The sequence below is a fragment of the Leifsonia sp. NCR5 genome (genome assembly GCF_002105485.1).
Taxonomy (GTDB): domain Bacteria; phylum Actinomycetota; class Actinomycetes; order Actinomycetales; family Microbacteriaceae; genus Leifsonia.
This window is the reverse complement of sequence record NZ_NCSR01000001.1, coordinates 309,047-329,004: the sequence shown is the minus strand read 5'-3', so window position 1 is coordinate 329,004 and position 19,958 is coordinate 309,047. Positions and strand designations below refer to the sequence as shown.

Genomic DNA, 19,958 nt, shown 5'->3' with positions numbered 1-19,958 from the left:
TAGGATGATCCGGTGCGTCTCGTCATTGCCCATTGCTCCGTCGATTACGCCGGTCGCTTGAGCGCTCACCTGCCGCTCGCGAACCGGCTCCTCATGCTCAAATCCGACGGCAGCCTCCTCGTCCACTCCGACGGCGGCTCGTACAAGCCGCTCAACTGGATGAGCCCGCCCTGCACCCTCAGCGTCCTCGAGCCGGACGACGCGCAACGGGATGCGGGTGTCACCGAGGTCTGGAAGGTCACCCAGGCGAAAACGGCGGACATGCTCGTCGTCTCCATCCACGAGGTGCTGCACGACTCCGCGCACGACCTCGGCGTCGACCCCGGCCTGCAGAAGGACGGCGTCGAAGCCCACCTGCAGAAGCTGCTGGCCGAGCAGATCCACCTCCTCGGCGACGGGCACACCCTCGTGCGCCGTGAGTACATGACGGCGATCGGCCCCGTCGACATCCTGGCCAGGGATGCGGCGGGCGGCTCCGTCGCCGTCGAGCTGAAGCGCCGGGGAGACATCGACGGCGTCGAGCAGCTCACCCGCTACCTGGAGCTGATGAACCGCGATCCGCACCTCGCCCCGGTGCAGGGCGTGTTCGCCGCGCAGGAGATCAAACCGCAGGCGCGCACCCTCGCAGAGGACCGCGGCATCCGCTGCCTGGTGCTCGACTACGACGCCATGCGCGGCCTCGACGACAGCGACAGCAGGCTGTTCTGATGAAGCAGCCCCGCTTTCCGCAGAGCTACGAGAACGTCGCCGTCCGCACGGCGCTGGCCGCCATCGCAGCGGAGCCGACCCTCGAGAACCTGGATGCACTGCTCGCCGCCGCGGTGAAGGGCGGCCTGGTCGTCGACGTCACCGGCTCCACCCCGCAGGACACCCGCCTGCGCACGCTCACGTCCACGAACGGCGAGCCCGTGCTGCCGCTGTTCACGTCGATGAAAGCTCTGCGGGATGCGGTGGGCGCCACGGAGGAGGGCGCGGGCACGCAGGTGCAGGCCGTGATCGTGCCGGCGACCGAGGCGCTGGGCTTCATCCGGTCGGCCGAGTTCGTGGCCGTGCAGTTCAACCCGGGCACCGAGCAGACGATGGTCGTCGCCCGCTCCCACATCGAGTCAGCTCTCAGCGAGCACTGAGACGTTTCTGAAACACCTCACATACCATAGGACAGCTATGACCAACCCGACCCCCACCACCGTCACCCGCACCTGGACCTGCGTCCTGTTCGACCTCGACGGCACCCTCACAGACTCGGCACCCGGCATCACCTCCTCGCTCGTCACCACCTTCGAGACCCTCGGCCTGCCCGTGCCATCCCCCGCCAAGCTCGTCGAGTACGTCGGCCCTCCCCTCCTCGAATCCCTCCAGGAGTTCGCCGGGATGACCGAGCAGGAGGCGCGTGACGCCCTCACGGTCTACCGTGCCGACTACCACGAGAACGGCGCGTTCGACTCTGCAGTCTTCCCGGGCATCCGGGGGCTGCTCACCCGGCTGCAGGCCGCGGGCATCCCGCTGGCCGTCGCGACGAGCAAGCCCGAGCTGCAGGCCAAGCGCATCCTGGAGCACTTCGACCTCGCACAGTACTTCGACGTGATCACCGGCGCATCGGAGGACGAGACGCTGAGCGCGAAGGCCGACGTCGTCGCCGAGGCGCTGCGCCGCCTGACCGCGCAGGGCGTGGACCTGGCGCACACCGTGATGGTGGGCGACCGGTCGTTCGACGTGGAGGGCGCAGGCGAGAACGGACTGCCGACCATCCTGGTGGAGTGGGGATACGGCTCCCCCGCCGAGGCTGCCGGCGCCATCGCGGTCGTGCACTCGAGCGACCAGCTGAGCGCGCTCCTGCTCGGCTGATCCCCTTTCCTTCTGCTGTGGGCAGACCAGCTGTCAGCCCTCGCGAGTAAGCTGAATGTTTGCAATTCCGGACACACATACAGCACTAGGAAACAAACATGCAGTCACGTAAGAAAATGCTCGTTCCGGCCGTCATCGCGGCGGCCCTCACCATCGGTTCCCTCGCAGGCTGCGCCAGCGGCAGCGGGAACGACACGTCATCCAGCCCCTCGGCTTCCGAGACCGCCGCAGCTTCGGCCACGCTCCCCGCGAGCTTCCCGAAGAAGGACGTCCCGCTCGTCGACGGGATCCTGCTCGTCGCCCGCGGCGACGAGGCCAACGGCTGGTCGGTCACGGTCCAGCCGAAGAACACGACAGGCTTCGCCGACGCGAAGTCCGCCCTCGAGAAGGCCGGATACACCATCCAGTCCGGCGCAACCGACTCGAAGGCCGTCTTCACCAACGACAAGTACACCGTCGCCGTCGGCACCCCCGGCGTCTCGGTGACCTACGCGGTCACCGCCAACTAGCGACACCATCGAGTCCGGACTTGTTCACGGGCGCGCTCGGCGCGTCGCGTGAACAGGTCCGGACTCGATTCTTTGCGAGGCGGGGCGGCGCTCACGAGTCGATGATGCGGACGAGCTCGTCGATGAAGGTGGGGAACGTCGCGGTGCGGCGGATGAGGGAGAGCACCGTCTCGCGGTCGGAGAAGACCTCGACGAACTGGTCGAAGACCGTCTGGAAGGATGCCCGGCCGCCCGCGTCGAACGCGATGTATGCGATGACGTTGACCCGCGCATCCCCCCAGTCCATCGCGGTGTCGTTGACCACGATGGCGATGGCCGTGCGCTTGGCGCTCATCGTCATCGCGTGCGGCACCGCCAGCGAGTCGGTGAACGCCGTCGACGACATGTGCTCGCGCTCGATGGTCTGGTCGACGTAGTCCTGGTCGATCGCGCCGGCCGCGATCATCCTGTCGCCGAGCGCCCTGATCATCGAGTCGGGGTCGCGGGCGTAGAAGTTCCGCAGGAAGAGCCGCTCGTCGAAGTACTCCAGCAGGTCGTTCTTGATCCGCGCCCGGCGACGCTGACGACGGATGCGCGCGATGGCCTGGCGTGTGTGCTCGATGTCCGCCTCGGTCAGGAACGGCTGCACGATCACCGTGTTCTCCCTGCGCCCGCGCGGCTCGATCGTGCTCAGCACGAGGTCGGCGTCGATCGCATCCCAGTCGGCCTCCGTCGAGGTGATCACGCTCGTCACGTCGAGTTCGTCGCCGAGCGCGCTCTCCAGCCGCTCCCTGAGCAGGATGTGCATGTCGTAATAGTTGGGGCAGATGACCGCGCAGGTGACCGCATCCCTCCGGCGTGACTGCTGCTCCAGGTATGCGCCGACGTGCATCGCGATGTACGCGATCTCGTCGTCGTTGACCACGATGTCCTCCGCGGCCTGCAACCGGCTCGCGATGTAGACGGCCAGCTCGTAGATCATCGGGTACGAGCTCTTGATCGAGCGGGTCAGCGGGTTGCGCGAGTACGTCTTCTCGTGGGCGCGCGCCACCAGGTTCTGCACGTGCAGCGTGAGGCGCACGATGAAGTTCTCGTCCCGCAGGTCCACCAGGTACTCGGTGGATGCGCGTGCCACGATCCCGCGCACCACCTCCAGATCGTCGTCGCTCACGAACTCGGCGACCGTGTCGGATCCCGCCCCTGGCGCGATCACCCTGGTGCGCAGCAGGATCGCCAGGTACCGCAGCTCCGTGGGGTCGAGCACCACGTCGAAGTGCGTGGTGACGAGCGTGCCGAGGTCGTCGGCGAGGGTGCGGATGGTCTCGCTCACCTCCGGATCGGCTGCGGCGGGGAGCACCCGGTTCTTGGCGACGCGGTCGAGCGCGACCGCCATGTGCAGCAGCACGTCGTTGATGCCGTACTCGTTGACGAAGAAGCCCCGGGCATCCAGCATCTCGACCAGGTCGGACTTGAAGCTCGCCAGCCCCTCGGACGCGAACGCCTCCTGGATGCGCGCGATGTCGACCACCCCCTGGCGCATCTCGTCACGGAACAGGCGGCTCAACAGCTTGCGCCGGGCGATCTCCGGGCCGGCCAGTTGCACGACGGGGCCCCTGCGCGTGAGCGTGAGCTCGGTGTCCGCGAGGAGGCCGCGCATCCTGGTCAGGTCGGACTCGATGGTGGAGTCGCTGACGAACAGGCTCTCCGCCGTCTCGAACACGTCGATGCCGTCCGGCTCGTCGAGCAGGCGGCGCACGAGGAAGACGAGCCGCTCCTGCGGCGAGTCCGCGGTCTCGCCGCTGCCCGCTCCCGCTGCCGCGTCGGCGAGGAAGGCGTCGTATGCCTCCCGGTCGAGCCGATAGCCGCTTGCGCCGGACTCGACCAACTCCTTGAGCGCGGCGGTGTAGCTGCGGATGCTGCGGGTGGTCACACCGAGTTCGCTCGCGAGGTCGGCGGCCGTCACCCAGGCAGCACGGCGCGCGAGAATGTCCAGCATTCTCGTCTGCTTCGCCGAGAGGGCCACCGCGACCACCTTTCTCCCCGAGTCAACCACCTCCTGACCGCACGGTGGCCGCTCCCCGACGATCTTTCCGCACAGGAGGAAGAAACGCTGCTGGCACGACCGGTGGATGCGGACAAGCATCGAAGAGGCTCCATCCGCACCATCTCGAAAGGCAAGGCAGGTCAATGAAGATCCTGGTCGTCTGTGGCGCCGGCGCGTCGAGCACGTTCGTCGCCCTGAAGCTGCGCACAGCAGCAGCCGCTCGTGGTGTCGACGCGAACGTCGTCGCAGGGAGCGCCAGCCAGCTCGAGTCGTACGCGGGCGTCGACGTCGTCCTCGTCGGTGCGCACCTCTCGCCGCAGCTCCCCGCCCTGCAGGAACTGGCGGCATCGTCCGGCGCCGCCGTCGCCGTGCTGCCCGCCGTCTCCCCCGCTGCGATCGACGGGTCCGCGGCCCTCGACCTGGCTCTCGACGCACAGGCTGCGGCCCTGTGAGCAGCGAGACTATGAATATGGGAAGCCGGGAAACGTTCCCGAGCGACACCGAAGGAGCACAGAATCATGGCTGAGCGGATCATCACCGTCGGATCGACCCACGGGCTGCACGCGCGCCCGGCGAAGCTGTTCGTCGAGGCCGTCGGCAAATCCGGCGCGCAGGTGAAGCTGACCAAGGAGGGCGGCAAGACCGTCGACGCGGGAAGCATCCTGGGCGTCATCTCCCTGGGCATCGACCACGGGGACAAGATCGTTCTCACCACGGACGCGCCGGGCGGTGAGGCCGTGCTCGACGACCTCGCCGAGATCCTCGCGACGGATCACGACGCCTGATCATGTCCGACACCACCGCAACCGACATCCTCACCGGGGCAGGCATCGGCCAGGGCATCGCCATCGGCCCCGTGCTCCGGATGTCCGACCCGCTTCCCGAGCCCGCTGACACCCCGAGCACCAGCACCCCGGACGAGGAGCGCGCACGCTTCGCGTCCGCGGTCGCCGCCGTCGCAGACGACCTGCGCGCCCGCGCCGCGAAGGTGGATGGCACCGCGGCCGACGTGCTCGAAGCCCAGTCGATGATGGCGGAGGACTCCACCCTCGCCTCCGACGTCTCCGACCGCATCGATTCCGGCAAGACCGCGGAACGCGCCGTGTTCGAGGGTTTCGCCGTCTTCCGCGACATGCTCATCGGCCTCGGCGGATACATGGGAGAGCGCGCGACCGACCTGGACGATGTCGCCCAGCGCGTGATCTCCGCACTGTCCGGCCGCCCGGCGCCCGGCGTGCCGCAGTCCGACACCCCGTACATCCTGGTCGCGCAGGACCTCGCGCCGGCCGACACCGCCCTGCTCGACCTGACCAAGGTGCTCGGCCTGGTCACCCGCGAGGGCGGACCGACGTCGCACACCGCGATCCTGGCGCGCGAGAAGGCCATCGTCGCCATCGTCGGCGTGGCAGGGGCGGACGCCATCGCCGACGGCACCGAGATCGTGGTGGACGCCGCATCCGGAACCGTCACGGTCGCACCGGACGCCGAACGCCGCGCCGATGCAGAGCGCCGCATCGCCGACCGCGAGGCCGCCCTCAGCGGGGGAACCGAACCGGGCACGCTCGCCGACGGCACCGCCATCCCGCTGCTCGCCAACCTCGGTTCGGCAGACGGCGCACAGAAGGCAGTGGATGCGGGTGCCGAGGGCGTCGGCCTGTTCCGCACCGAGTTCCTCTTCCTCGACCAGCGCATGGCCCCGACCGTCGAGCAGCAGCGGGCGGAGTACATCCGGCTGCTGTCGGCGTTCCCCGGCCAGAAGGTGGTCGCGCGTGTGCTGGACGCGGGCGCGGACAAGCCGCTCGAATTCCTGAACGACGCTCACGAGGACAACCCGGCGCTCGGCCTGCGCGGCCTGCGCGCGCTCCGCGCCAACGAGGACCTGCTGCGCGAGCAGCTGACGGCCCTCGCCGAAGCCGACGCCGCGACGGACGCCGACCTCTGGGTGATGGCGCCGATGGTCGCGACGGTCGAGGAGACCCGCTACTTCGTGCAGCTGGCGTCCGAGTTCGGGCTGAAGACCGTCGGCGTGATGGTGGAGATCCCGTCGGCAGCGCTGACAGCGGACCGCATCCTGCGCGAGGCGGCGTTCGCCTCCATCGGCACCAACGACCTCACCCAGTACACGCTCGCCGCCGACCGCCTGCTCGGCTCCGTCGCCGGGTTCCAGGACCCGTGGCACCCGGCCGTCCTCCGCCTGATCGGCGAGGTCGGCAAGGCGGGAAGCGACCTCGGCAAGCCGGTCGGCATCTGCGGAGAGGCCGCGGCCGACCCGCTGCTCGCCGTCGTGCTCGTCGGCCTCGGCGCGACGACCCTCTCGATGTCGCCGGCGGCGATCGCCGACGTGCGCATGTCCATCAAGCGCTTCACCCTCGACCAGGCGAAGAACCTGGCCGGGATCGCACTGGCCGCCGATGGCGCGGCAGAGGCCCGGGATGCGGTTCGCGCCGCCATCTCCGGGCGCCCCCCACAGTAACCCCGACAAGAAACGAGGCACCACAATGTCCACGGCGTCAGAGACGACGACACGGAAGCCGAACGGCGCGCGCGTTCACGTGCAGCGCTTCGGAACCTTCCTCTCGAACATGGTCATGCCGAACATCCCTGCGTTCATCGCCTGGGGGTTCATCACGGCACTCTTCATCGCGACCGGCTGGCTGCAGAGCACCAACTGGGCGATCAGCGGCATCCTCGGCGGTTTCGGGGACCAGGCGAAGATCGGCTGGGAAGGCGCCGCCACCGTGCTGGCGCAGGACCCGAGTGGTCACACTTTCAACCAGTACGTGGGCCTCGTCGGCCCGATGATCACCTACCTGCTGCCCCTGCTGATCGCGAACACCGGTGGCCGCATGGTCTACGGCGTGCGTGGCGGCGTGGTCGGCTCCATCGCCACGATGGGTGTGATCGTCGGCAGCAACATCCCGATGTTCATCGGCGCGATGATCATGGGCCCGCTCGGTGCATACGTGATCAAGCAGGTGGACCGCATCTGGGACGGCAAGATCAAGGCCGGCTTCGAGATGCTGGTGAACAACTTCTCGGCCGGCATCGCCGGCATGCTGTTGTCGATCGGTGCGTTCTTCGGCATCGCACCGATCGTTGAATGGCTGAGCAGCGTGCTCGGCGGTGCGGTGAACTGGCTGGTGTCCCTGCACCTGCTGCCGCTCGCGAGCATCCTGATCGAGCCGGGCAAGGTGCTGTTCCTCAACAACGCGATCAACCACGGCGTGCTCACCCCGCTCGGCATCGAGCAGGCGCAGCAGACCGGCAAGTCGATCCTGTTCCTCCTCGAGGCGAACCCCGGCCCCGGTCTCGGCATCCTGGCCGCGTACTCGTTCTTCGGCCTCGGCGTCGCCCGGGCGAGCGCACCCGGCGCGATCATCATCCAGTTCTTCGGTGGCATCCACGAGATCTACTTCCCGTACGTGCTGATGAAGCCGATCCTGATCATCGGCGCCATCGCCGGCGGTATGACCGGTGTCGCGATCAACGCCGCGTTCCAGACCGGCCTCCGCGCTCCGGCCTCCCCCGGCTCGATCATCGCCGTGCTGCTGCAGACCCCCGGCCCGAGCCTCGTCGGCGTGGTGCTCTCGGTGATCGGAGCGGCCGCCGTTTCGTTCATCGTCTGCTCCGTCATCCTGCGTGCGAGCCGCAAGCGCGACCTCGCTGCGGGCAACGCCGGTGACATGACGGCGGCCGTCGCCGCGACCCAGGCCAACAAGGGCAAGGAGTCGAGCGTGCTGCAGAGCCTCGTCAACGAGGGAGAGCACGACACCGGTGACGCCCAGGGCGACGCGACGTCGCGGCTCGTGCGCAACATCGTGTTCGCGTGCGACGCTGGGATGGGGTCGAGCGCGATGGGCGCCTCCGTCCTCCGCAACAAGATCAAGAAGGCGGGCATCGACGGGGTGACGGTGACGAACCAGGCCATCAGCAACCTCGACGGCACCGCCGACCTCGTGATCACCCAGCGCGAGCTGACCGACCGCGCGAAGGGCCAGTCCCCCGCGTCGCAGCACGTCTCGGTGGACAACTTCATGAACAGCCCGCGCTACGACGAGGTGGTCGACCTCGTGAAGGCGCAGCAGAACACTCCGGAGGACGCGAACCGATGACAGACACAATTCTCGACAGGGCCAACGTGGTGGCGGCGGGGACCGCATCCACCAGGGAGGACGCCATCCGCGAGGCCGGCGCCCTGCTGGTGGCCGCCGGAGCGGTGGAGCCCGCGTACGTCGACTCGATGCAGGACCGCGAGAACACCGTCTCGACCTTCATGGGCAACGGCCTCGCGATCCCGCACGGCACCAATGAGTCCAAGGACGAGATCAAGCGGTCCGCCCTGTCGTTCATCCGGTACTCCTCCCCGCTCGACTGGGGCGGCGAGGAGGTGCGGTTCGTCGTCGGCATCGCCGGGCAGAACAACGAGCACCTGGAGATCCTGTCCAAGATCGCGATCCTCTTCTCGGAGGAGGACGACGTGCAGAAACTGCTCGACGCACCGGATGCGGACGCCCTGTTCGCGCTCCTCGGCGACGTGAACGAATAGGACGGGTGAGGAACGCATGAAAGCCGTCCACTTCGGTGCGGGCAACATCGGCCGCGGCTTCGTGGGGCTCCTGCTCCACGAAGCCGGATACGAGGTGGTGTTCGCGGATGTCAACGCCGAGCTGATCGACGCCCTGGCCGCTGCGGACTCGTACAGCGTCCACGAGGTCGGCGAGCAGTCGAAGACCACCGTGGTGGACGGCTTCCGTGCGATCAACAGCGCGACGGACGAGGCGGCACTGGTCGAGGAGATCGCGTCGGCCGACATCGTCACGACTGCGGTGGGCCCGCGCATCCTGCGCTTCGTCGCGCCGGTGATCGCCGCCGGGCTCGCCGCCCGCCCCGACGACGCCCCGCGGCTCGCGGTGATGGCGTGCGAGAACGCGATCGGCGCGACCGACCTGCTCGCCGCCGAGCTGTTCGACGGCCTGCCGGACGACGAGACCCGGGATGAGCTGGCCGCGAAGGCGATCTTCGCCAACACCGCCGTCGACCGCATCGTGCCCGCCCAGGCGCCCGATGCCGGGATCGACGTGACGGTCGAGGCGTTCTACGAGTGGGTGGTCGACCGCAGCCCGTTCGCGGGGGCGGAGCCGAGCATCCCCGGCGCACACTTCGTCGACTCGCTCGCGCCGTACATCGAGCGCAAGCTGTTCACGGTGAACACCGGGCACGCGACCGTGGCGTACACCGGCTTCCTGGCGGGAGCGACGACGATCAGCGAGGCCATCGCGATCCCCGCCGTGCGCTCCGCGGCCGAGGCGGCACTGGAGGAGACGTCGGCGGCGCTGGCGGCCAAACACGGCCTCGACGCAGCCGACCTGGCAGCGTACCGGGCGAAGATCCTGGACAGGTTCACGAACCCGTACCTGGTCGACGAGGTGACCCGCGTCGGCCGCGAGCCGCTGCGCAAGCTCGGCCGCGACGACCGCTTCATCGGCCCGGCCGCCGACTACGTGCAGTACACGGGAGGGATCCCGGATGCGCTGCTCACGGCCGTCGGCGCCGCCCTGCGGTTCGACGTTCCGGAGGACACCCAGAGCGTCGAGCTGCAGCAGCTGCTGCGCGAGGCGTCCGCGGAGGACATCGTGCGCGAGATCACCGGGATCACGGACGACGAGCGCCTGTTCGCGCCGCTGGTCGCGACGGTGCGCGGTGTGCAGGAGTCTGCCAGATAGGTCCTGCGACCGTGAGTGACGACGGCGCTGGCGGCGAGGTTTGCCGTCAGCGCCGTTTGCCTCAGCGCCGTCTGCCTCAGCGCCGTTTGAAGTAGACGAAGAGCTGCTTCTCTCGCGCGAGCAGCACCGCGGCGATGGCGCCGACCAGGGTAGCGGCGGCCCCGGAGACGATCACCCGGGCGGCGAGCTCGGTGAGCGCCGCGGGGTCGCCCGCTCCCGCGACGATGACCGCCGTAGCCCCGGATGCCCAGAGCCCGGCGAGAACTGCCCAGAACGTCGTCTCGATGACGACCTGCACGGCCAGGTCTCCCCCACGCACGCCGCTGTGCCTGGCCGCAGCGAACTCCAGCCGTCTCCGCCACGCGGCGATGAACGCGAGCGCGGCTGCGACGACAGCGGCAGCCGGGGGTGCGAACCGGGTGACCCGGACGTCGAACCGCCCTGCCCCATCGAAACGGACGCCGAGCGTCGAGTTGAGCTGCTGCAGCTGCGGCGCTCGTGAATCGCTCGTGCCGGTATTCGAGCGAACCGTCGTCGGCAGCAGCCTCTCCACGGCGGCCGACTGGGGCCAGACTTCCAGCCAGCACTGATCGAACGCACGGTCGTCGCTCGTCGGCATCAGGATGGCGTAGCCCAGGCCGGGCATCCGGCCGTCGGCGGCGTAGTCGTACACGCCGCCGACCACCGTCGAGCCCTCCCGCATCATCAGCGGGTCGCCGACCCGGGACCCCAGCGTCTCCGCGACCTCGGCGGACACCAGCACGCCTGCGCCCGGCCGCGCGCTGCCCAGCGACTCGAACCCGCCGAATCTCGGACTCACCGCGAACGCCGGGATGCGCGACCCCGGCAGCCGGTCGACGGTCACCTTTTCCGCTGCCCGGATCGCGCCGGCGGCGCGCACCCCGTCGACGTCGGCCAGGCTCTCGCAGACCGCGCCGTCGATGCGCCCGTCGGCAACGTAGACGATGGTCGCGGCGCCGGATGCGCGATAGCGGCGCCCCTCATCCTGCAGCGCGGCGACCGTGCTCACCTCCACCGCAGCGAGTGCCACCAGGATCACGCAGAGCACGGTCCCGAAGATCCCGCCCTTGGTCGTGCCGGAGCGGAGGTTGAGCAGCGCCTCGGTGAGGATCGCGAGCGGGCGCATCAGTGGGCCGCCAGGTCGATGGCGGCGGTGCACGCATCCCGGGTGCGGGCGTCGTGGGTCGCGACGACCACGATGGTCCCGTCCTCCGCGAGGGTGGACAAGGCCTCGTTGACCGCGTCGGACGACGTCGTGTCGAGCTGGGCCGTCGGTTCGTCGACGAGCAGAAGGTCGGGCGCCGCCGCCATCCCGCGCGCCAGCATGAGCCGTTGCGCCTCGCCGCCGGAGAGCTGGTGGAACGGCGCGGACGCGACCGCCGTCAGCCCGACTCGCGCGAGCCTCTGCCGGGCTTCGGCGCGGGCCTCAGCGTGCAGCATCCCGCGGGCGAGGAGCGGAAGGCCGACGTGATCCTCGGCCGTTCTCCCGGGAACGCCGTGCGGATTCTGGAACACCCAGGCGGTGGATTGGATGCCGTCGCGCTCCACGGTCCCGCCTGTCGGCTCGGTCCATCCGGCGAGGATGCTGAGCAGCGTGCTCTTGCCGGAGCCGGACGGTCCGGTGAGGGCGTAGACGTTGTTCGGCAGGAGGCTGAAGCTCACGTCGGCGAACAGAGGCGCGGCGTCGCCGAAGCGGTGCGTGAGCCCGGTGGCCACTACCTGCACGCCGGTGCACCCCGCACGCCGAGGTCGACGCGCGTCACTGTCGCCGGGGCGACGAGCTGGACGAACGTCTTGCCGAGCTGCGAGCCGATCAGCCGCACCGCGTGCGGCGTGCCACCGCTCAGGATGCACGCATCCTCCTGCTCGATCGCGTACAGGGCCGCGGGCGGTACGACGAGCGTCGCGACGGGTTCGGCGAGCCGGAAATCCACGGACACCGTCACGGCGCCGTCCTGACCCCCGGCGTCCTGCTGTCCCTGCCCCTGCCCGCCGCCGAGCGCTGAGCGATAGGACGGGGTGTCGGCCAGGATGCGCAGCGACTCCTCCGCGACGACGGCACCGTTCGCATCCACCGGGATGGTCGCGTCGTCGACGGCGATGACGCGCTCCCCGGGAACCGTCTCGGCCGGGATGGCCTGCACAGTCGCGGACGCGACAGCACGCGTCAACGTGGCCAGAGGATCGCCGACGGTGACCTGGTCGCCCACCTGCGCGTCGCAGGACACGGCGGTGACCACCGGAGCAGGCAACCACACGAACAGGTCGGCCGGCACGGTCTGCCAGTCCGCCGACTGATGGCCGAGCCCCTTGGCCAGCGCGCGCACGGCCGAGAGCGAACCGCGGCCGAGCGTCCCGTCCGCGACGACATCGTGCCCGAGCCGGGCCAGCTCGGCCTGCAGCGCAGACACATCCGGGCCCTTGTCTCCCACCGCCAGGTCGCGCCACAGCGGCTGCCCCGTGGCGAGCAGGATGAGCGCTTCGTCGTTGACGGACACGGCAGAGCTCCCGGACGCCAGCTCACCGCCACCCACGCAGCTCATCGCGGTCACACGCCCCTCCCGCGGGAACGCGAGGGTGCGCTGAGCGCCGGGGGCGACGGCGAGACTCAGCTGTCGCCCGTCGGCGAACTGCTGCGACGAGACGGGCACGGTGCCGGTGCCCGTCGAGCGCGCGATGTCGGCCGGGGTGCTCGCCGGAGCGATGGCGACCCCGATCGACAGGCCGACGCTGAGCGTGGCGGCACCCACCGCCACCAGCAGCGAGACACGGCCGGGGATGCGCCGCCGTGCGGCGCCCGGGGTGCGGCGGCGGAACGCCACCGTCAGCCCGCCCGGTCGTTGAGTTCAAGAGGGTCGCTGAAGCACTCACCGGCCTTCATCGAGTCGTGGCCGAACGGAAAGCTCCAGTCCTCCAGGTCGCGCGCATAGTCCTTCGCGGTGTACCCCGGATCAACCAGGCCCTTCTTGACCAGACACGCTGCGACGATCGTGTTCTCGTCCAATCGTTCAGGGTTTCGAAGCATTTGCGCTCGCAGACCGCTGACAGCATTGAAGCCAGACGCGCAGGCCGTGTACGCAGCCTTCAGTACGGGGTCCTCCCCGTCGAAGCTGTTCGTGACGGAGAACGCGCCATATTCGTCGTCGATCGTCACGGTGAAGTTCTTGGCGGCCATACAGGCCACGAACGTGTCACTGATCTCGGAGTAGTCGGCGTCGGTGATTGATTCCTTGGCGAGGATGGTCCGTGCTGTCTCGTCGTCGGTCTCTCGATAGTTCTCGGCGAACTCGGCGGCCCAGGGGCCAGTGAATGTCGGCACCTCCTCGGAGGACACACCTGATGCTTTCGGCACACTCTCCGAGGCCGTAGCGCAGCCGCCGAGAAGGAAGAGAGCTGTGCCGGCCCCGAACCAGACGACCGTAGCCCGCACGCTCAGCTTGCGCACGCCGGGCACCTAGATCTGGAATCCGTACCCGGTCATGCCGGCCCAGCACACGTTCTGCTTCGACGTGCCACCCTTCGCCGCCCATGCCGCGTACTTGACCCCGCTGGTGGTGCTATTGAAGTGACGGATCTTTCCAGCGGAGTCGGGGTAGTTGTATGCCTGCCAGGTAGAGAGACCGACGTGATAGGTCGCGGCCTGCGCGGGCGCTGCGAAGGCCAGGCCTGCCCCGCTCATGATCCCGGCGGCGACAGCGATCCCTGCGATCTTCTTAGTGATTCCGTGCTTCATTGCAGTTTCCTTCCGTCGTGTCTGCTGCGACACTTCCTAGGAAATTAGCATTAATATGTGAAGCCTCAAATGTTTGTAATCAACGCCTTCCGCAGGGCACGACCCGGCGTCTCGCCGGTGCGCCTCCCGTCCGCGATCACCGGCCGCCCCGCGACGAACACCCACGGGATGCCCGCCGCCTGCTGCCTCGGGTCGTCGTAGGTCGCGCGGTCGGCGACGGTGGCCGGGTCGAAGATCACCAGGTCGGCAATCATCCCGGGCGCGATCCGCCCGCGGTCGGCCAGCCCCAGCCGTGCTGCCGGGCGCGCGGAGAGGTGCACGATCGCGTCTTCGAGGGTGAGCACGCCCTCCTCCCGCACGTAGTGGCCGAGGTAGCGCGGGAACGTGCCCCACGACCGTGGATGCGGCTTCGCGCCGACCAGGATGCCGTCGCTTCCGCCGGCGTGCCGGGGGTGGCGCATCATCGTGCGGACGTTCTGCTCGTCGCCGACGTGCTGCAGGATGCTCGTGCCGAGCCGGTCGGCGACGAGCAGGTCGAAGTACGCCTCGGTGGGCGGGACGCCCTGGTCGGCGGCGATGGCGGCGACGGTGCGGCCGACCGCAGCGGAGAGCGCGGGGTCGCGCACACCGGAGATCTCGATGGTGGCCCAGTCGACGGGCACGCCGTGGCAGCCGTCCGTGCCGACCACCTCCAGCTCGTGGGCGACACTGGCCCGCACGGCCGGGTCGGCGAGGCGGGCGATGGTCGCCTCCGGGCCGCCGACCGCCGACCAGCTGGGTAGCAGCGCGGCGAGGGTGGTGGAGCCCGCGAGGTATGGATAGGTGTCGATGGTGAGGTCGACGCCGTCGGCGATGGCGCCGTCGATCAGGTCGACCAGGTCGGCGGCTCTCCCCCGGTTCACGCCGAAGTTCATCGTCGCGTGGGTGAGGTGGAGCGCGCATCCCGTGTCGCGGGCGATGGCGACCATCTCGGCGTAGGCGTCGAGCGCTCCCGCGCCGTACGAGCGCTGGTGCGGCGCGTAGAAGCCGCCGTGCTCGGCGACGACGGCGCAGAGGGCGGCGAGCTCGGCGGTGTCGGCGAACATCCCCGGCACATAGGTGAGGCCGGAGGACAGGCCGAACGCTCCGTCGCGCATCCCGGCGGCGACGATCGCGCGCATGCCGTCCAGCTCGGCAGGGGTGGCCCGGCGGTTCTCGGTGCCGACGACGGCCATGCGGACCGAGCCCTGCGGGATCAGGTAGGCGACGTTCGCGGCGGTGCCGCGTGCATCCACGGCCGCGAGGTAGTCCGCGACACTGCGCCAGGAGAAATCGAGGCCGTCCGGGACGCCGTTCCAGCCGGCCAGCTGCTCGCGCAGGATCGGCATCGTCTCGTCAGTCGCCGGGACGTAGGAGAGGCCGTCCTGGCCGAGAACCTCGGTCGTGACGCCCTGCGAGACCTTGGCGAGGTGCGCGCTGTCGGTGAGCACGGCGAGGTCGGAGTGCGCGTGCATGTCGATGAAGCCGGGCGCGACGGCCAGCCCGGATGCGTCGATGATGCGGGCGCCGGGAGCGGTGAGGTGCCGGCCGACCTCCGCGATCCTGTCGCCGTGCAGCAGCACGTCGGCGACCCGGCCGGGGCTGCCGGACCCATCGAGCACCAGGCCGCCGCGGAGGAGAGTGGATGCGCCAGTGGATGCGCCGGGCGCGGCTTCCCCGCTCACGGCCGGAGTGCCGCCGCCCGGAACTCCGCCGCCCGCTCGGTGATCGCATCCCAGTCGGCGGCCTCGATGGTCGCGGCGGAGACCACGCTCGATCCAGCGGTGACGGCGAGCGCCCCCGCCTGCACCCACGCGGCCGCGTTGTCGGCACGCAGGCCGCCGGACGGCACGAACTCGACGCCGGGGAACGGGCCGCCGAGGTCTTTCAGGTAGCCGGGGCCGACGAGCGTCGCCGGGAAGATCTTCACCGCGGCGGCTCCGGCCTCGACGGCGCGCATCACCTCGGTCGGGGTCAGCGCGCCCAGCAGGAACGGGATGCCCGCCTCGCGGCAGATCGCCGCGACCCCGTCGTGCAGGCCGGGGGTCACGATGAAGCGCGCTCCTGCGGCGATGGCGGCCTCGGCCTTCGCCTCGTCGGTGACGGTTCCGGCCCCCACCAGCGCTCCGTGCTCGGACGCGGCCGCTGCGGCCTCGGCGACGATCCGCTCGACGCCCGGGGTGGTGAAGGTGAACTCGACGGCGCGGATGCCCCCGGCGGCCAGGGCGGCGCAGAGCGCGGAGGGGTCGTCGATGCGCGGGGCGCGGACGACGGTGATGGCGCGGTCGGCACGGAGGGTGTCGAGGAGGGCGGGGTCGGTGTGGCTCATGGGCTCCTGCGCTGGGGTGGTCGGGTGGTCGGTGGCTGGGTGGCGGCGGATGTGCGGGTCGTCGGTGGCCGCGGTGGGGTGACGGGGCGGGGTCAGCCGAACGCTGTCTCCAGCAGGCCGATGACACGCGGCGTCTCCGCCGTGACGTCGTCCAGCACCGGCAGCGCCCGCCATTTGTCGAAGGTGGTGCACGGGTGCGAGAGGCCGAAGCGGATCACGTCGCCCACCTGGACAACCGCCGACTCCGGAACGCGCACGAAGGTGTGCTGGTCGTTCATCGCGGTGGCGACGGCGTCGGGGAACGGGGTCACGGTGCGCTCGCCGAACCGTCGAAGTGCCTGCGGCACCGGCAGCCCCTCGTCGTACGGGAAGTCGCGCTTGCCCGCATCCGCCAGCACCAGGCCGGGCTCCGGACGGGAGACGACGGTCGCCCAGCCGTGGATCGCCGAACGGAACTCGCCCCCCGGGCCGCGGCCGAGCGGAGTGATGCCGCTGTAGAAGCCGTCGTCGTGGGTGATGTACGCGCCGGAGCGCAGCAGCACGTCGACCGCCCGCCCGCGCTCCCCGGCCAGGTCGCGGCGGGGCGCGAGCACCTCGGCGACCACGTCGAAGTATGCGCTGCCGCCCGCCGTGAGAATCGTCGGGGCGTCGTCCGGGTAGAGTCCGGCGGCCTCGATCGCGTCGTGCAGGGCGAGCATCCGCTGGAGGTAGGAACGCACGACCCCGAGCGCGGCGTCCGTGCCGTCGTGCGCGAGAGCGCCCTCGTACCCGGCCACCCCCGCCAGCCGCAGGCCGGTGGATGCGGCGACCGCCTCGGCCACGGCCAGCGCGTCCTCCACGCTGCGCGCCCCGGTGCGCCCTCCCGGAGCGCCGAGCTCGACCAGCACGCCGAGCGGCGAGGTTCGGTCGTCCGCCGTCGCCAGCACGGCATCCATGATCTCCACCGCGCGCACCGAGTCCGCCCACACCAGCACGCGCTCGGCGTGCGGAGCCACGAAACGCAGCGCATCCGGTTGCACCAGGGCGTTGGCGAGCATCACCCGCGGGATGTCCCACTCCAGGGCGACCGACAGCTGCCAGGGGGTCGCGACCGTGATGCCCCAGGCGCCGGCGTCGAGCTGGCGCTGCCAGAGTTCGCGGTTCATCGTGGTCTTGCCGTGCGGGGCGATGCCCACTCCGGCCGCCGCGCACCAGGCGGCCATCGTGTCGAGGTTGTGCTGCACGGCGGCCTCGCTCACCGTGACGAGCGGCGTGGGGAAGTCGGTCAGCGGCGGACGGCGCTCGGCAAGGGCGGCGACCTCGTCCGCGGTGGATGCGAGCGGCATGGCCTTGCTGGCGAGCACACAACTCCTTCGCGTTGCACAGGGCGCAACGTAGATTGCATAAACTGTTCTCCCTGTTCTAGCATGACGACCATCCCCGGCGAAACCCCGGCGCAGCGCCGACCATCCCAGACGGCACGGGACGACACGAGACGAGGTGCGCGTGGGCAGACTGGTGACCATCGGAGAGGCCATGGTCGTCCTCTACCCGGACGCGCACCGGCCGCTCGCCGAGGCGGAGACGTTCGGCTCCGACGTCGGCGGGGCCGAGTTCAACGTCGCCACCTCCCTCGCCAGGATGGGCATCCCCACCGCGTGGATCTCGCGCCTCGGCGACGACGGCTTCGGCGAGCGCATCCGCGCCACCGCGACCGACGCCGGCCTCGACCTGTCCGCGGTCGAGACGGACGACAGCCGCCCGACCGGCATCTACGTCAAAGAGACCACAAGCGGCCCGCACGGGGCAGGCACCAGGATGCACTACTACCGCAGCGGGTCCGCCGCGTCCGCCATCGGGCCGGGCACCCTCGCAGCCGACCCGGCGGCGAGCATCCTCCGCGACGCCGCCATCGTGCACGCCAGCGGCATCACCGCCGCCATCTCGGACAGCGCAGCACAGGCGGTCGCGGCCCTCCGCGAGACGACGGGGCCGGCCACCACCATCAGCGTCGACCTCAACCACCGGCCGCGGCTCTGGCAGGGCAGGGACACGGCGCCGCTCGACGCGCTCGTCGGGCAAGCCGGGACGCTGTTCGTCGGCGCGGACGAGGCGGAGGCATATTTCGGGCACAGCGACCCGCAGCGGCTGTTCGACGCGCATCCACTGCTCGAACGGGTGGTGCTCAAAGACGACTCTCGCCGCGCATCCAGCTACCTGCGGGAGGGGGAGGAGACGCACGTCGCCTGCCTCACGGTCGAGGTGGTCGAGCCGGTCGGGGCGGGCGATGCCTTCGCCGCCGGCTACCTCGCCGGGCTCTCCGAGGGCAGGTCGGCCGCCGCGTGCCTGCGGCTCGGCCACGCCCTCGCGGCGCTGACGCTGATCGGCCACGGCGATCGCCCGCTGACGGTCCCGGATGCGCGAGAGCGCGACCTGCTCGCGGACGCACCGGACGCCACCTGGTCGGCGTGGCACGTGCATCCCGGCGACATCCCCTGGCGGACGGCGTCGTGAGCCAGTCCCTCTCCCGCGCTCTCGACCTGCTGGACCTCGTCTCGAACGGCACCCGGACGCTCGACGCCCTCGCCGAGGCTGTCGGCGTGCACAAGACCACGGTGCTCCGGCTGCTCAGGACGCTCGAAGAGCACGGGTACGTCACCCGCGACTCCGAGTACCGATACCACGTCGGCTCGACGGTGTTCACGCTGGCGCAGACCGCGCTCGACACCCGGGATGTGCGGGGCGTGGCCTCCCCGGTGCTGCGCGCGCTCGGCGCCGCCACCGGCCAGACCGTGCACCTCGCCGCATACGACGGCGGGACGGTGACCTACATCGACAAGGTCGAATCCCGGCAGCCGCTGCGGATGTACTCGCGGGTGGGGCTGCCGGCCGCGCTGCACGCCACGGCGGTGGCCAAGGTGCTGCTCGGCGGGCTGGACGATGCCGAGCTGGCGCGGGTCGCATCCACTGTCGACTTCGAGCGCTTCACCGGCAACACCATCGGGTCGGCCGCCGAGCTGATCGACGAGGTGCGCCGCAGCGCAGAACGCGGCTGGGCGCAGGACCACGAGGAGCACGAGACGTTCATGAACTGCGTCGGCGCCCCGGTGTTCGGCGCGGACGGGCGCATCGCGGCCGCCGTGTCCGTCTCCGTGCCGAATGTCGTGCTGCCGTACGAGGGCGTCCTCGGCCTGCTTCCTGCGCTGCACGACGCGACCGCCCGCATCTCGGCGGAGCTCGGCTTCACCGGCGATTCCCCTTTCCTTCCTCCGACCACCCCATCTCGACCGTCTCGAAAGGACACCGATGACTGACCGCACCGCGATCTCCACCACCGACGCCCCCGCCCCGGCGCACACCTTCTCGCAGGGGGTGAAGCGCGGCCCGTTCGTGCAGGTCTCCGGTCAGGGTCCCGTCGACCCTGCGACGAACGAATACCTCTTCCCCGGCGACGTGGCCGCGCAGACCACCCGCACGCTGCAGAACGTCGAGGCGATCCTGGCGGCGGGCGGCGCGACCTTCGACGACGTGATGATGCTGCGCGTCTACCTCACCACCCGCGACGACTTCGCCGCGATGAACGACGCATTCGGCGCCTTCATCGCCCCGCGCGTCGCCTCCGGCGTCCTCCCGGCCCGCACCACCGTCTTCACCGGGCTCCCCCGCGCCGAGATGCTCGTCGAGATCGACGCGCTCGCCGTCCTCGCCTGAGCTGAGCTGAGCTGACCTGACCCGTCCCGCCCCGGGCCCGGTCCGCGCCCGGCTGAAATGCATGCAT

At 70.2% G+C, this 19,958-nt stretch carries 22 protein-coding genes; 13 read left to right on the top strand and 9 right to left on the bottom strand.

The window, feature by feature from the left end:
• Positions 1 to 12: 12 nt before the first annotated feature.
• The 4 genes from nucS to B7438_RS01675 all read left to right on the top strand — a co-directional run bounded on the left by nucS (position 13) and on the right by B7438_RS01675 (position 2,354).
• Positions 13 to 708 carry an endonuclease NucS gene (gene nucS, locus B7438_RS01690; protein ID WP_085367588.1) on the top strand — a complete coding sequence of 232 codons (696 nt, stop codon included), beginning with the start codon at positions 13 to 15 and terminating at the stop codon, positions 706 to 708.
• Positions 708 to 1,127 carry an SseB family protein gene (locus B7438_RS01685; protein ID WP_085367587.1) on the top strand — a complete coding sequence of 140 codons (420 nt, stop codon included), beginning with the start codon at positions 708 to 710 and terminating at the stop codon, positions 1,125 to 1,127. The genes nucS and B7438_RS01685 overlap by 1 nt, the downstream gene beginning before the upstream one ends.
• A 37-nt stretch (positions 1,128 to 1,164) precedes the next feature.
• Positions 1,165 to 1,845 (top strand): HAD hydrolase-like protein, encoded by a 681-nt coding sequence (locus B7438_RS01680; RefSeq protein ID WP_085367586.1) that lies wholly within the window; start codon positions 1,165 to 1,167, stop codon positions 1,843 to 1,845.
• A 98-nt stretch (positions 1,846 to 1,943) separates the two neighbouring features.
• A complete protein-coding gene (locus B7438_RS01675; RefSeq protein ID WP_085367585.1) occupies positions 1,944 to 2,354 on the top strand; it encodes a hypothetical protein in 411 nt (136 codons plus the stop codon).
• A gap of 91 nt (positions 2,355 to 2,445) precedes the next feature.
• On the opposite strand, the gene B7438_RS01670 is transcribed toward B7438_RS01675, so the two are convergent.
• A complete protein-coding gene (locus B7438_RS01670; RefSeq protein ID WP_085367670.1) occupies positions 2,446 to 4,356 on the bottom strand; it encodes a transcription antiterminator in 1,911 nt (636 codons plus the stop codon).
• Positions 4,357 to 4,520: 164 nt separating this feature from the next.
• Between B7438_RS01670 and B7438_RS01665 the strand changes: the two genes are divergently transcribed.
• The 6 genes from B7438_RS01665 (at position 4,521) to B7438_RS01640 (ending at position 10,100) form a co-directional block, all read left to right on the top strand.
• On the top strand, positions 4,521 to 4,829 hold the full coding sequence (locus tag B7438_RS01665; RefSeq protein WP_085367584.1) for a PTS sugar transporter subunit IIB: 309 nt from the start codon (positions 4,521 to 4,523) through the stop codon (positions 4,827 to 4,829).
• 66 nt (positions 4,830 to 4,895) lie between these two features.
• Positions 4,896 to 5,162 (top strand): HPr family phosphocarrier protein, encoded by a 267-nt coding sequence (locus B7438_RS01660; protein WP_085367583.1) that lies wholly within the window; start codon positions 4,896 to 4,898, stop codon positions 5,160 to 5,162.
• A gap of 2 nt (positions 5,163 to 5,164) precedes the next feature.
• The gene (gene ptsP, locus B7438_RS01655; protein WP_085367582.1) at positions 5,165 to 6,850 is read left to right on the top strand and encodes a phosphoenolpyruvate--protein phosphotransferase; all 1,686 of its coding nucleotides are present in this window, start codon (positions 5,165 to 5,167) and stop codon (positions 6,848 to 6,850) included.
• A 25-nt stretch (positions 6,851 to 6,875) separates the two neighbouring features.
• On the top strand, positions 6,876 to 8,489 hold the full coding sequence (locus B7438_RS01650; RefSeq protein ID WP_085367581.1) for a PTS mannitol transporter subunit IICB: 1,614 nt from the start codon (positions 6,876 to 6,878) through the stop codon (positions 8,487 to 8,489).
• Positions 8,486 to 8,923 carry a PTS sugar transporter subunit IIA gene (locus B7438_RS01645; protein ID WP_085367580.1) on the top strand — a complete coding sequence of 146 codons (438 nt, stop codon included), beginning with the start codon at positions 8,486 to 8,488 and terminating at the stop codon, positions 8,921 to 8,923. The genes B7438_RS01650 and B7438_RS01645 overlap by 4 nt, the downstream gene beginning before the upstream one ends.
• A gap of 16 nt (positions 8,924 to 8,939) precedes the next feature.
• The gene (locus B7438_RS01640) at positions 8,940 to 10,100 is read left to right on the top strand and encodes a mannitol-1-phosphate 5-dehydrogenase (RefSeq protein ID WP_085367579.1); all 1,161 of its coding nucleotides are present in this window, start codon (positions 8,940 to 8,942) and stop codon (positions 10,098 to 10,100) included.
• A gap of 76 nt (positions 10,101 to 10,176) precedes the next feature.
• On the opposite strand, the gene B7438_RS01635 is transcribed toward B7438_RS01640, so the two are convergent.
• From B7438_RS01635 to B7438_RS01600, 8 genes are all read right to left on the bottom strand, one after another.
• Entirely contained in the window at positions 10,177 to 11,247 is a 1,071-nt protein-coding gene (locus B7438_RS01635) for a hypothetical protein (protein ID WP_085367578.1), read from the bottom strand.
• Entirely contained in the window at positions 11,247 to 11,846 is a 600-nt protein-coding gene (locus B7438_RS01630; RefSeq protein WP_085367577.1) for an ATP-binding cassette domain-containing protein, read from the bottom strand. Before B7438_RS01630 ends, B7438_RS01635 begins: the two co-directional genes overlap by 1 nt.
• Entirely contained in the window at positions 11,837 to 12,943 is a 1,107-nt protein-coding gene (locus B7438_RS01625) for a peptidoglycan-binding protein (RefSeq protein WP_085367576.1), read from the bottom strand. Before B7438_RS01625 ends, B7438_RS01630 begins: the two co-directional genes overlap by 10 nt.
• Before the next feature lie 2 nt (positions 12,944 to 12,945).
• Positions 12,946 to 13,566 carry a hypothetical protein gene (locus B7438_RS01620; protein ID WP_143465510.1) on the bottom strand — a complete coding sequence of 207 codons (621 nt, stop codon included), beginning with the start codon at positions 13,564 to 13,566 and terminating at the stop codon, positions 12,946 to 12,948.
• Between the two features lie 9 nt (positions 13,567 to 13,575).
• Positions 13,576 to 13,854, bottom strand: a complete 279-nt coding sequence (locus B7438_RS01615) for a hypothetical protein (RefSeq protein WP_085367574.1) — start codon at positions 13,852 to 13,854, stop codon at positions 13,576 to 13,578.
• A gap of 65 nt (positions 13,855 to 13,919) precedes the next feature.
• A complete protein-coding gene (locus tag B7438_RS01610) occupies positions 13,920 to 15,557 on the bottom strand; it encodes an amidohydrolase family protein (RefSeq protein WP_085367573.1) in 1,638 nt (545 codons plus the stop codon).
• Complete coding sequence (locus tag B7438_RS01605) at positions 15,554 to 16,201, bottom strand: bifunctional 4-hydroxy-2-oxoglutarate aldolase/2-dehydro-3-deoxy-phosphogluconate aldolase (protein WP_085367572.1); 648 nt, start codon at positions 16,199 to 16,201, stop codon at positions 15,554 to 15,556. Before B7438_RS01605 ends, B7438_RS01610 begins: the two co-directional genes overlap by 4 nt.
• 92 nt (positions 16,202 to 16,293) lie before the next feature.
• On the bottom strand, positions 16,294 to 17,544 hold the full coding sequence (locus tag B7438_RS01600; protein WP_256921828.1) for an alanine racemase: 1,251 nt from the start codon (positions 17,542 to 17,544) through the stop codon (positions 16,294 to 16,296).
• 142 nt (positions 17,545 to 17,686) lie between these two features.
• Here B7438_RS01600 and B7438_RS20760 point away from each other — a divergent pair, with 142 nt between their 5' ends.
• Genes B7438_RS20760 through B7438_RS01590 form a run of 3 tightly spaced genes read left to right on the top strand, consistent with a single transcriptional unit; the run spans position 17,687 to position 19,891 of the window.
• Entirely contained in the window at positions 17,687 to 18,694 is a 1,008-nt protein-coding gene (locus B7438_RS20760) for a sugar kinase (RefSeq protein ID WP_256921827.1), read from the top strand.
• The gene (locus B7438_RS20755; protein WP_143465508.1) at positions 18,691 to 19,494 is read left to right on the top strand and encodes an IclR family transcriptional regulator; all 804 of its coding nucleotides are present in this window, start codon (positions 18,691 to 18,693) and stop codon (positions 19,492 to 19,494) included. Before B7438_RS20760 ends, B7438_RS20755 begins: the two co-directional genes overlap by 4 nt.
• Positions 19,487 to 19,891: a RidA family protein gene (locus B7438_RS01590; protein WP_085367571.1), complete on the top strand. Its 405-nt coding sequence runs from the start codon at positions 19,487 to 19,489 to the stop codon at positions 19,889 to 19,891. Before B7438_RS20755 ends, B7438_RS01590 begins: the two co-directional genes overlap by 8 nt.
• Positions 19,892 to 19,958: the final 67 nt, after the last annotated feature.